The organism is Streptomyces monticola (assembly GCF_042665355.1).
Taxonomy (GTDB): domain Bacteria; phylum Actinomycetota; class Actinomycetes; order Streptomycetales; family Streptomycetaceae; genus Streptomyces; species Streptomyces monticola.
The window spans coordinates 64,418-76,618 of record NZ_JBHTCF010000026.1 but is presented as its reverse complement, the minus strand read 5'-3'; the positions used below and the strand labels follow the sequence as shown (position 1 = coordinate 76,618).

Below are 12,201 nucleotides of genomic sequence, written 5' to 3'. Positions count from 1 at the left end.
CGCTGATGTCACAGAGGGTTGATACCTGCGGCTACTGGTCCGAGGAGAAGCGGACCGCTCCGTCCGGCAGTCGTGCCTCGCACCAGATGCGGATGCCGTCGCGGAGTTCGTTGTCCGCGCCGACCCGGGCGCCGTCGCCGATCACCGCGCCGGTGAGGACCGAGCGGGCGCCGATGTGGGCACCGGCGCCGATCAGGGAGTCCGTGACGATCGCGCCCGGTTCGATCACGGCGCCGTCGAGGACGGTGCTGCCCGAGATCCGGGCGCCCGCGCCGACCACCGCGTCCGCGCCCACGACCGTGCCGCCGGTCAGCTTGGCGTCGGGGGCGACCCCGGCCGACGGGAGTACCAGGGAGTCGCCGCAGCGGCCCGGGACCGCCGGGGACGGGGCGCGGCCGAGGACGAGGTCGGCTGAGCCGCGTACGAACGCCTGGGGCGTGCCCAGGTCCAACCAGTACGTGGAGTCGACCATGCCCTGCAGATGGGCGCCGGAGGCGAGCAGCTCAGGGAAGGTCTCGCGCTCGACCGAGACCGGACGGCCCTGCGGAATGCTGTCGATGACCGAGCGGCGGAAGACATACGCCCCGGCGTTGATCTGGTCCGTGACGATCTCTTCGGGCGTCTGCGGCTTCTCCAGGAAGGCCTGCACGCGGCCGGTGGCGTCCGTGGGGACGAGGCCGTACGCGCGCGGGTCCTCGACCCGTGTGAGGTGCAGCGAGACATCCGCGCCCGACGACTCGTGGGTGGCGACCAGGGCGCGGATGTCCAGGCCCGTGAGGATGTCGCCGTTGAAGATCAGCACCGGCTCGTCGGGCGCCGAGCGCAGCCGTGAGGCCACGTTGCGGATGGCGCCGCCGGTGCCGAGGGGCTCCTCCTCGGTGACGTACTCCAGGTGCAGGCCGAGCGCGGAGCCGTCGCCGAAGTACGGCTCGAAGACCTCCGCCAGATACGAGGTGGCCAGGACGATGTGCTCCACGCCCGCGGCGCGCGCCCGGGCCAGCTGGTGGGTGAGAAAGGGCACGCCCGCCGCCGGGACCATCGGTTTCGGTGTGTTCACCGTGAGCGGGCGGAGCCTGGTGCCCTTGCCGCCGACCAGGAGGATCGCTTCTGTCACCTGTCGCCTCTGCTTCCTGCCGGGGCTGGGGCTGTCTGTCTGGCTGTCCGTCGTCGTACGTCGCCATGCGTCGTCGTACGTCGCCATGCGTCGTCGTACGTCGCCATGCGTCGTCGTACGTGCCGGGCCTGTCGGTCCGGCCGGTCAGTGTATGCAGACCGCCCCGGGGACTCTTCGGTTGCGTGCTGCCCCCGACTTCTCAGCGGCCCTGGTAGCGGGCCGATGACTGCCGGGCCTTGCCGAGCTTGTTGTAGAGCCGTCCGCCCGGGCACTCGGTGGCGAAGCCGTCGCGGTGCCCGGAGATCACATTGAGCCGGACCTTCTTGCCCTTCTTGTACAGGTTGCTGCCGCCCGACTTCATGATGACCTTGCCGCGCGGGTTGATGCCGTACATACCGAGCTTCCAGGCGGTCAGACGGGCGACGGCGTTCACCGCGGCCCTGGGCGGGTTGGAGCTGCTGTACGTCCCGAGGACCGCGATGCCCATGCTGTTGCTGTTGAAACCGAGAGTGTGGGCGCCGTAGACGGGCTTGGCCACACCCCCGGCACGGCCTTCGTAGATGTTGCCGCACTTGTCGACGGCGAAGTTGTAGCCGAAGTCCCGCCAGCCACTGCTCTTGACGTGGTAGCGGTAGATACTGCGCAGGACTGAGGGAGACTGCGCACAGCGGTAGTTGTTGCCGGACGCGCTGTGGTGGACGAAGGCGGCCCGCACCGACTTCGTGTAGACGAAGTTCTTCTCGCGGAGCTTCTCGTTCGCGCCCCAGCCCTTGCGGGTGATGATCCGCGGGCGCGGGCCGATGTACGGCCTGGCCGTGGACGCCTGGACGATGCCGCGCGACTCGACCAGATCGGCCTCCGTCTGCTGCTTGGTGAGCTCCGAGATGACCGGGGCGCCGATCGGGGCGAGCTCCGCGTTCACGGCCGAGCTGGCGGCGGACTCCGGGGTGAGCGCGGTGGCCCGCGGTCCGTCGGCCTCGGGGCCCTGCGGCGGCGGGTCATCGCCGGGGTCGACCAGCTCCAGGCGCAGGCCGGTGGGCAGGGGCGCGGCGCTGCCCGCAGGACGGTCCGTGGAGCCGTCCGTGGAGCGGTCCGTGGAGCCGTCCGTGGAGCCCTCGGCGAGCCGCGGGGCCGCCGGCTCGCCCTCCACCCTGATCTCCACGCCGTCCGAGTCGCCGACCCACAGCGGTGCCGTCGAGCCGCGCAGTCTGCCGGCGGTGCGCTCGGGGGTGCCGTGGTCGGCGGAGTGCTCGTGGTTGTGGGTCTCCACGTCCTGCCAGTCCGACCAGGCGGTGGTGCCGGTCGCCCGGGTACGGACCTGGACCCGGCCGTGCAGCTCGGCTTCCGGGTCGTCCCACACGACGCCGACCAGCGAGAACGGCAGTACGTCACGCCGGGCGATGCCCTGCGTCCCGGCGCCGTCCGCCGCGCGGTCCGAGGCGAGCGGGCTCAGCGGCAGGGACTGGGTGGAGCCGGGCACGGGCCCGGCCACGTCTGTGACGGAAGCGGGGGCCGCAGCCCGCGCCCCCTGCGGTACGGCGAGCGGGAGAGCGAGGGCGGCCGCGCAGGCGACACCGATCGAGGAAGCAAGAATTCCGCGCATGGCGTCGATCGTGCGGCAGCCGGGACGGGTCCGCATGTCGTGGGGCAGAGGGGAACTGACGGTCCGTCGGCCGGTGCGGTACTCCGCTCCCCCGGCCCGGCGGACGCGCGCCGCCGTGCCCGCGTACCCTTGCGCGCGTGAACGCGACCGACCGCACCCCCGCCGACCTGCTGCGATCCGCGCTGGCCGCGGACCCCGCGCGACCACTGGTGACCTTCTACGACGACGCCACGGGCGAGCGCGTCGAATTGTCCGTGGCCACCTTCGCCAATTGGGTGGCCAAGACCGCCAATCTGCTCCAGGACGACCTGGCCGCCGAGCCCGGCGACCGGCTCGCGCTGCTGCTGCCCGCGCACTGGCAGACGGCGGTGTGGCTGCTCGCCTGTGCGTCGGTGGGCGTCGTGGCCGATGTGGGCGGCGACCCGGCGGCCGCCGACCTCGTCGTCAGCGGGCCCGACTCGCTGGACGCGGCGCGGGCCTGCACCGGGGAGCGGGTGGCGCTCGCGCTGCGTCCGCTCGGCGGCCGTTTCCCGCAGCCGCCCGCCGGTTTCGTGGACTACGCCGTCGAGGTGCCGAGCCAGGGCGACCGCTTCGCGCCGTACGCCCCGGTGGATCCCGCGGCGCCCGCGCTCGCCGTCGGCGGCGAGGAGTTCACCGGCGCCGCCCTCGTGGAGCGGGCCCGCGCCGATGCCGCCGCGCTGGGGCTCGAGCCCGGTGCGCGGCTGCTGTCGTCGCGGCCGTACGAGAGCTGGGACGGGCTGTCCGCCGGTCTGTACGCACCGCTCGCCGCCGGTGGATCGGTGGTGCTCTGCCGCCACCTCGACCAGCTGCCCGACGGCGGTCTGGAGAAGCGGATCGAGAGCGAGCGGGTCACGGCGCGGGTCACGGAGGCCTGACCCGCACGGTCGGCCCGGTCGGCACAGTCGGCCCGGTCGGCCCGGTCGGCACAGTCAACCCGGTCGGCCCAGTCGGCACAGTCGGCACGGTCGGCACGGTCGGTCCGATCGGCACGGTCAGCCCGGTCGGCGCGGTCGGCACAGTCAGCCCGTACGTCCCTGATCCCCTTCCGGGCTCGCCCCTCACCACGGGACGAGCTGATTCACGTCCCCTCGTCCCTCACGGAACTCCACCCATACGGCGCAGGTGAGCCCCCGGCCCGCAGGCGCCGGGGCCCCGCTACGGGCCATGGTCGTAGGAGCGCTTCGCCAGGAGCGCCGCCCGCACTGCCTACGCCACGAGGGGTGGACTCAGACGTGACGGACACCGCAGGCACGCCCGCCGGCCCGGATCAGCCGGACGACGAGGCGCCCGAGCCGGTTCCGCCCGCGTCGGACGGGGGCGGCGGCGGCACCCCCCAAGGCGGCACCCCCGGTGACCGTGACAGCGACGGTTCCCACGGCAGCGACGGTGACCGTGACAGCGACGGTGACGGCACCCCCGCCGAAGCCGGACCCGCCCGAGCCACCCCCGCCCCCCGCAAGCCCCACTGGCTGCGCTGGGTCGCCCTCGGTGCCGCCGTTGTCGTCCTCGCCGCGGCGGGGATCGGCTGGAGCCTCTACAAGAAGCTCGAAGGGAACATCACCGAGGACACCGGCACCGCCGCCGAGCTGGAGCGGTACGAGAAGGAACGGCCGATGCCGGCCGTGCACGACGCCCAGAACATCCTGCTGATCGGCTCCGACACCCGGGCCGGCGACGGCAACCGCCCCTACGGCCAGGACGTGGGCACCCAGCGCTCGGACACCACGATCCTGCTGCATCTCTCGGCCGACCGGCAGAGCGCCACCGCCGTCTCTCTGCCGCGTGACCTGATGGTGGACATCCCCAGCTGCCGCAAGGCGGACGGCTCGCGGACCCAGGAGCAATTCGCCCAGTTCAACTGGGCGTTCGAGTTCGGCGGCCCGGCCTGCACCATCCGTACCGTCGAAAAACTCACGCAGATCCGCGTGGACCACCACATGATCGTGGACTTCAACGGCTTCAAGAAGATGGTCGACGCCGTGGACGGGGTGGATGTCTGCCTCAAGGAGCCGGTCGACGACATCGACGCCAAGCTGAAGCTCCCGGCCGGGCGGCAGAAACTCGACGGGGAACAGGCCCTCGGCTATGTCCGCGCCCGCAAGACCCTCGGCAACGGCAGCGACACCGACCGTATGGACCGTCAGCAGCAGTTCCTCGCCGCGCTGGTGAACAAGGTGCAGAGCAATGGCGTACTGCTCAATCCGACCCGGCTCTATCCGGTGCTCGACGCGGCCACTTCCTCGCTCACCACGGACCCCGCAATCGCCGGTCTGACGGATTTGTACGAGTTGGTGCGCAGCATGCGCAACATCCCCACGGAACAGGTGCAATTCCTCACCGTTCCCCGGCAGTCGTACACCTACGACGCCAATCGCGACGAGCTTGTGCAGCCGGACGCGGGACGGCTGTTCGACCGGCTCCGCAATGACTCCCCGGTCCAGGTGACACCGCAGAAACCGGATTCCTCCGGGCAGGGCGAGGAGTCCGGCGAGGATTCCGGTTCCGCCACGGAAGAGGGCTCGGACTCGGCGGAATCCGGCGGCTACGAGGAGGGCGAGGAGGAGTCCTACGACGGCGGCTACTGGAGCGACGAGGGCTACTGGGTCGATGAAAAGCCCGGCGACGGCAAGCCCGGTGGCCGCGAGGCCGGGGACGGCAAGCCCGACGACCCTGCGCACACACCGAGTCCGGCCCCGACTTTCCGCGGCAACACGGCCGCGGGCACAACTTGTGAGTAAACCCTTCGCCGAACAGGGCCGTGCGCAAGAGGGCCGCAGCCAGGAAAAGGCCGTATTGCCCAGTTGTAGGGGAGTGGAATTTGTCACCGCCGTCGCCGGGCGCTGAACTGGTCGGATAGCGTGAGCGACTCGGTGCACCCGGCCGCCCAAAGTGGTCGCGCACTGCAGGACCGACAGACCGGGCGCCTTTGGAGGGGGAGGCGCCGCGTGGCCCCGACGGAGGACTCAAGCAACCGTGGACGCGCAAGGCCGTGGGCGGGCGGAGAACATCGATCCCGCAGACCAGTGGGTACTCAACCCGCAGACCGGCGACTACGAACTGCGACTGAACCCCTCCGCAGGGCAACACTCGGGAATTCCGGCCCCTCGCAGATCTCCCTGGGGCAACGGTTCGCCCGGCCCGGTCGGGCCGCCCGGCCCCCCGGTGGACGCCCCGCCCCGGCGGCGCCCCGGCGCCGGGCCTCCCGGGCGTGACGTACCCCCGGGACGCGACGTGCCCCCGGGACGCGACGTGCCCCCGGGACGCAACGTGCCCCCGGGACGCGACGTGCCCCCGGGACGTGACGTGCCGGGACCGCGCCGGCGCCGTGGCAACCCGGAGGACTCCGGACCGCCGCCCGGGACCGGCAGGCGCAAGCTCAAGCCGAAGCGGTCCAAGGGCAAGAAGGCGCTGATGTGGACCGGTGGTGTCCTGGCCTTCATCCTGGTCGGCACCGGCACCGCCGCGTATCTGTACTGGGAGCATCTGAACGGCAACCTCACCGCCATAGATGACGACGGTGCGGGCACCGGCGGCTTCAGCAAGGACCGTGCGATCAATGTGCTGTTGATCGGCACCGACAAGCGGACCGGCAAGGGCAACGAGGGCTACGGCGACTCCGGCAGCGCCGGGCACGCCGACACCACGATCCTGCTGCATGTCTCCAAGGACCGTACGAACACCACGGCGTTGAGCATTCCGCGGGACATGATCACCGACATCCCGGACTGCCCGACCACGCAGGCGGACGGCTCCAAGAAGATCATCCCGGGCACGAAGAAGACCCGCTTCAACGAGAGCCTCGGCCAGAGCGAGCGCACGCCGAGCTGCACGATGCGTACCGTCACCGACATCACCGGCATAAAGATCGACCACTTCATGGTGGCCGACTTCAACGCGGTCAAGACGCTTTCCTCAGCGGTCGGCGGCGTACCGATCTGTCTCGCGAAGGACATCAACGACCCCAAGTCGCACCTGAATCTGCCCGCGGGCAAGCACAACGTGGAGGGCGACGACGCGCTGGCGTTCGTGCGCACCCGGCACGCCGTCGGCTTCGGCGGCGACCTCGACCGCATCAAGTTGCAGCAGCAGTTCCTCACTTCGCTGATGCGCAAGATGAAGTCGAACGACACGCTGACCAGCCCGAGCAAGATGCTGGACCTGGCGGAGGCCGCGACCAAGGCGCTGACGGTCGACTCCAAGATCTCCGACCTGAACAAGCTCAAGGACCTCGGCATGGAGCTGAGCAAGGCGGATCTGGAGAACATCTCCTTCACCACCGTGCCGGTCGTCGACAACACCGACGGGGCGACGGTGCTGCTCGACAAGCCCAAGGCGAAGCCGCTGTTCTCGATGATGCGCGCCGACAGGTCGCTCACCGAGGTGAAGAAGCAGCAGAAGGAGAAGCAGGAGGCCCGACTCAAGGGGAAGAAGTCCGACGCCTCCGAGGTACGCGTCAACATCTACAACGGCTCCGAGACGGCGGGCGCCGCACAGTCGACGCTGATGTGGCTGCAGAACGACGAAGGCGTCCTCAAGGCAAGCCAGTTGGGCAACGCGCCCAAGACGCAGGCCAAGACGACCCTCGAGTACGATCCCGGCCAGGCCGACCAGGCCCGCAGGCTCGCCGACATCATGGGCCTGCCCGCCGCCGCGCTGAAGCCGGGCAAGAGCGAGAAGAACGATCAGGGTCTGCCGGCCATGAAGCTCATCCTGGGGGACGACTTCCAAGAGGCCGGAACGCCCATTTCCGCTCCGTCGAAGGCGCCGGAGGGGATTCAGCAGGTCGAAGCAGACAAGGCCGTCTGCGCCAAGTGACACCCGTAGTCCCGCCCCTCTGCCCGGCCACAAGCCGGGCAGGGGGGCGGACCGGGATCGGGGAGGGGCCAGGGCGTGAGGCAAGGCAGTGTGCGCGGGGAGATCCCCGGTCAACGACGCGTCCGGCATGCCGGTGAACTCGGCTGGGACGACAGTCTTTACGAGGACGGCGACGGGGGCGACGACGAAAAGGCGCAGTCAGGACGCCGCCGGCGCAGCGGGGCCAGACCCCGGCGCCGCAGAGGGCGCCGCATATTGTTCTGGATCGCCGTCGTTCTCGCCGTACTGATACTCGGCACGGCCGGCGCCGGATATCTCTACTACCAGCACCTGAACGGCAATATCGACACCTCGCCGATGCCGGACGGGAACCGGGCGCCCGAGGCCACTCCCAACGCCGCCGGGCAGACCCCGCTCAACATCCTCCTGATCGGGTCCGACGCCCGTGACAGCAAGGAGAACCAGAAGCTCGGCGGGGCCAAGGAGACCTTCAACGGCACGCCGCTCGCCGATGTGCAGATGCTGCTGCACCTGTCGGCGGACCGCTCCAACATGTCCGTGATCAGCATGCCGCGCGACACCCTGCTGCAGCTGCCCGAGTGCACCGACCCCGAGAGCGGCAAGGTCTACCCGGCGACCACCGGCCGCCGGATGACCAACGAGAGCCTCGGCCGCGGCGGTCCCGGCTGCACCGTGCTCGCCTGGGAGAAGCTCACCGGCATCCGCATCGACCACTTCATGATGGTCGACTTCGCCGGAGTGGTGTCGATGGCGGACGCCATCGGCGGCGTACCGGTCTGTGTGGACGCCAATATCCACTCGCGCGACGCCAAGGGCCGCGGCTCGGGCCTCAAGCTGGAGAAGGGCGAGACCTACATCCAGGGCGAGCAGGCCCTGCAGTGGCTGCGCACCCGCTACGGCTTCGAGGACGGCAGCGACATCGGCCGCGCCAAGGCCCAGCACATGTACATGAATTCCATGGTGCGCGAGCTGCGCGAGAACGCCACCCTGAGCAACCCTGGCCAGCTGCGCAGACTCGCCGAGGAAGCGACATCGGCCCTTGAGGTCGACGAGGGCCTCGACACCGTCAAGAAGCTCTACGACTTGTCCAACGAGCTGAAGCGGGTGCCCCCGAAGCGCATCACGATGACGACGATGCCGTACGAGTACGTGGGCCCCCGGGTGCAGCCCAAGCCCGGTGACGCGGAGAAGCTGTTCCGCCTGGTCCGCGATGACGTGGCGCTCGACGGCAAGGCCAAGAAGAAGGACCCGGAGGGATCGGACGGGGACGCCGGGAAGGCCTCGGACGACCCGGCCGCGGAGCCCGCCGAGATCGGGGTGCAGGTGCAGAACGGCACCCGTACCGAGACGACACAGGCGGTGCCGGGCCGCGCGTCCGCGGTGACCACGCTGCTGCAGGGCAAGGGCTATCCCCGGGCGGCCGCCGACCAGCAGTCGGCTCCGGTGCAGGAGCGCACGGTGATCCGCTTCCCCAGCGCGGAACTCGAGGGCGACGCCCAAGCGGTCGCCAAGTCCCTCGGCCTGCCGCTGAGTTCGGTCGAGGAGTCGAAGGAGGTCACCGGTGTCACGCTGATCGTCGGCGCCGACTGGCGCACCGGTGACACCCCGCCGAAGCCGGAGAAGGACGACGGCAGGACGCCCGAGTCGGCCGACGCCCTCAACGGCGCGAACGACAAGGCCTGTATGCACGTGGACCCGAACTTCACCTGGTAGCAGGGAAGTCCGGGCCCAGTGGGAACGGCGGCGGCGGTGCTCAGGCCTGCTCGAGCACCGCCGGACGGCGCGAGGCGATGACCTTCTTGGCGAGCGAGCGTGGGCTGGTGAGGAAGCCCCAGCCCCACGACATGTGCATGGTCGCGAGCGCCACCGGGATCTGGAGCCTGGCCTTGAGCGGCAGCCCCTTGCCCGCGGGCAGCGACCCCGCGGCGATGGCCGCGAGATAACCGCCGGGGACGACCAGGCCCCACGGGGTGAGCAGCACACCCACGGCCGTGCCGGCGGCGATCGCGCACACGGCGGTCGGCGGCGCCAGATAGCGCAGGTTGATCGAGCCCTCGTGGTAGCGGGCGACGACATGGCGCCAGCGGCCGTAGTTCTTGTACTGCGTGGCGAGGGCCTTGATGCTGGGGCGCGGACGGTAGGAGACGCGCAGCTCGGGCGAGAACCAGATCTGGCCGCCCGCCTCACGGATCCGGAAGTTCAGCTCCCAGTCCTGGGCGCGGATGAACTCCTCGTTGTACCCGCCCTGCTGCTCCAGGGCCTCGCGCCGGAAGACACCGAGGTAGACGGTCTCGGCCGGGCCTGCCTCTCCCCCGGTGTGGAAGGCGGCGTTCCCGACGCCGATCTTCGAGGTCATCGCGGCGGCGACGGCGTGCTCCCAGTCGTTCTCGCCCTCGGCGTGCATGATGCCGCCGACGTTCTGCGCGCCGGTCTCCTCCAGGAGACGCACGGCGGTGGCGATGTAGTTCGGGGAGAGCATGCCGTGCCCGTCGACACGTACCACGATCGGGTGCCGGGACGCCTTGATCGCGGCGTTCAGCGCTGCGGGGGTACGGCCCGTCGGGTTGGGCACCGTGTGCACCCTGGGGTCCTCGGCGACCAGCTCGGCGGCGATCTCGTCGGTGCGGTCCGTGGACGGACCGAGCGCGACGACGACCTCCATCTCACCGTCGTACTCCTGCTGCAGGATCGCTTCTACGGCCCCGCGCAGATGCCGCTCCTCGTTGAGGACGGGCATGATCACGGATACGGCCGGGTGCTGCACGGCGGGCTCCTGGATTTTCTCGCTCATCAGGCGTCACGTTACCGCGAATGGGGGACAGCGGCGCGCGGCAGCCGGGTCGCTACCCCGGGCCGCATTTCGTATGGACTTACGGTTGCACGCGTTCCCGCCGCCCGTTCCGCGGAGGTGTCCCGCGTGCCCCAACCGCCCCGCAACCCAGCCCGCCCGCCCCGGCCGACGTCCCGGCCAGGCGGCCGGCAACCGCCCGAGAGGCGGCGGCACCGGCAACGGACGAAGCCCCGCTGGGCCATGCGGGTGGCCACCGCGCTCTCGGTGGTGGTGCTCGCCTCTGCGGGCATCGGGCACGCGGTGGTCACCAGCCTGGACACCGGGATCACCCGGGTCGACCCCTTCAAGGACATGAAGAACCGTCCCGCCGCCGGCGACGGCGGTATGAACGTGCTCCTCGTGGGGACCGACGGCCGCGACAAGATCACCGAGGAGGAGCGCCGCAAGTACCGGCTCGGCGGCGCCCCGTGCCACTGCACGGACACGATCATGATCGTGCACATCTCGGAGGACCGGGACCGTGCCAGTGTCGTCAGCCTGCCGCGGGACTCCTACGCGGAGGCGCCCGCGCACACCGACCAGAACTCCGGCGACAAGCACGACACCCACCCGATCAAGATCAACTCTGCTTACGCGGAGGGCGGGCCGAATCTCACGGTGCGCACCGTGGAGAACATGACCAAGGTCAAGATCGACCACTATCTGGAGGTCGACTTCACCAGCTTCATGAGGACCGTGGACGTGCTCGGCGGCGTGGAGATCTGCACGGTGCGGCCGATGAAGGACTCGTACACCGGACTCGATCTGGCCGCGGGCAGGCACCGCCTCAACGGCGGGGAGGCGCTGCAGTACGTGCGCTCCCGGCATATCGACGGGGCCGCCGACCTCGGCCGGATGCAGCGCCAGCAGCGGTTCCTCGCGGCGGTGATCGCGAAGGCGACGTCGTCGGGTGTGCTCCTGAACCCGATCAAGTTCCGCAATGTGACCAGGACCGTGCTCGGTTCGATGCGGGCGGACAAGAGCTTCGGCACGGACGAGATGCTCGACCTCGGCCGCGCGATGCGCAGCTTCACGCCCGCCTCGTCGGAGTTCACCTCGGTGCCGATCGGCAAGATGGGCCACGTGGTGCCGGGCATCGGCTCGACCATCAAGTGGGACGACGAGAAGTCCGCGAAGCTCTTCAAGGCCCTGCGCGAGGACAAGCCGCTCGCGCCCTACCGGGTGCGCAAGCCGAAGGCCGTACCGGTGGATGTGGCGCCGCAGCAGATCCGGGTGCAGGTGGAGAACGGCACGAAGACGCCGGGGCTCGGCAAGAAGGTCGACAAGGCACTGCGGTCGACGGGCTTCAGGACCACACGCACCCCGGACACCGCCGACCGGCTCGGTGTGAAGCGGACGGTCGTCGCGTACGACCCGCGCTGGGACCGCTCGGCGAAGTCCCTCGCCACGGCGCTTCCGGGATGCGAGATGCGGAAGGTCAAGGGGCAGGGGTCGCTGCTCAAGGTGATCGCCGGGGCGGACTTCGACGGAGTACGACGGGTCCGGGCCGATGATCCTTACCAGGGCGAGTTCGGGGTGGTCACCGGGGATCAGGTGGTGTGCGGGTGAGGTGAGTGGGGGGGGGGGGGGGCGGGGGGGGGGGGGGGGGGGGGGGGGGGGGGGGGGGAGGGGGGGGGGGGGGGGGGGGGGGGGGGGGGGGGGGGGGGGGGGGGGGGGGGGGGGGGCGGGACGGGGTGCGGTGGCGGGACGGGGTCTTCTCCCCGCCCCGCCCCTTCCCGAAAGTCCTGCGGACGGCTTCGGGGCTCCGCCCCGGACCCCGCTCCTCAAACGCCGGAG

At 70.6% G+C, this 12,201-nt stretch carries 8 protein-coding genes; 5 read left to right on the top strand and 3 right to left on the bottom strand.

All coding sequences use genetic code 11. From position 1 onward, the window contains the following. Positions 1 to 31: 31 nt before the first annotated feature. Together manB and ACFQVC_RS37800 are read right to left on the bottom strand one after the other, a co-directional pair. Positions 32 to 1,114: a mannose-1-phosphate guanylyltransferase gene (gene manB, locus ACFQVC_RS37805; protein WP_381839560.1), complete on the bottom strand. Its 1,083-nt coding sequence runs from the start codon at positions 1,112 to 1,114 to the stop codon at positions 32 to 34. A 199-nt stretch (positions 1,115 to 1,313) separates the two neighbouring features. Beyond that, the gene (locus ACFQVC_RS37800; protein WP_381839557.1) at positions 1,314 to 2,717 is read right to left on the bottom strand and encodes a peptidoglycan recognition protein family protein; all 1,404 of its coding nucleotides are present in this window, start codon (positions 2,715 to 2,717) and stop codon (positions 1,314 to 1,316) included. 137 nt (positions 2,718 to 2,854) lie between these two features. Between ACFQVC_RS37800 and ACFQVC_RS37795 the strand changes: the two genes are divergently transcribed. The 4 genes from ACFQVC_RS37795 to ACFQVC_RS37780 all read left to right on the top strand — a co-directional run bounded on the left by ACFQVC_RS37795 (position 2,855) and on the right by ACFQVC_RS37780 (position 9,287). Then, positions 2,855 to 3,613 (top strand): TIGR03089 family protein, encoded by a 759-nt coding sequence (locus ACFQVC_RS37795; protein ID WP_381839554.1) that lies wholly within the window; start codon positions 2,855 to 2,857, stop codon positions 3,611 to 3,613. Between the two features lie 357 nt (positions 3,614 to 3,970). Next, entirely contained in the window at positions 3,971 to 5,476 is a 1,506-nt protein-coding gene (locus ACFQVC_RS37790; RefSeq protein WP_381839551.1) for an LCP family protein, read from the top strand. A 235-nt stretch (positions 5,477 to 5,711) separates the two neighbouring features. Beyond that, positions 5,712 to 7,553, top strand: a complete 1,842-nt coding sequence (locus ACFQVC_RS37785) for an LCP family protein (RefSeq protein ID WP_381839548.1) — start codon at positions 5,712 to 5,714, stop codon at positions 7,551 to 7,553. Positions 7,554 to 7,628: 75 nt separating this feature from the next. Next, positions 7,629 to 9,287 carry an LCP family protein gene (locus ACFQVC_RS37780; protein ID WP_381839545.1) on the top strand — a complete coding sequence of 553 codons (1,659 nt, stop codon included), beginning with the start codon at positions 7,629 to 7,631 and terminating at the stop codon, positions 9,285 to 9,287. A gap of 40 nt (positions 9,288 to 9,327) precedes the next feature. Here ACFQVC_RS37780 and ACFQVC_RS37775 read toward each other — a convergent pair whose 3' ends face one another. Next, positions 9,328 to 10,365, bottom strand: coding sequence for a glycosyltransferase family 2 protein (locus ACFQVC_RS37775; protein ID WP_381839542.1), 1,038 nt, complete (start codon positions 10,363 to 10,365; stop codon positions 9,328 to 9,330). A gap of 126 nt (positions 10,366 to 10,491) precedes the next feature. Here ACFQVC_RS37775 and ACFQVC_RS37770 point away from each other — a divergent pair, with 126 nt between their 5' ends. Beyond that, complete coding sequence (locus tag ACFQVC_RS37770) at positions 10,492 to 11,973, top strand: LCP family protein (RefSeq protein WP_465270604.1); 1,482 nt, start codon at positions 10,492 to 10,494, stop codon at positions 11,971 to 11,973. Positions 11,974 to 12,201 lie beyond the last annotated feature (228 nt).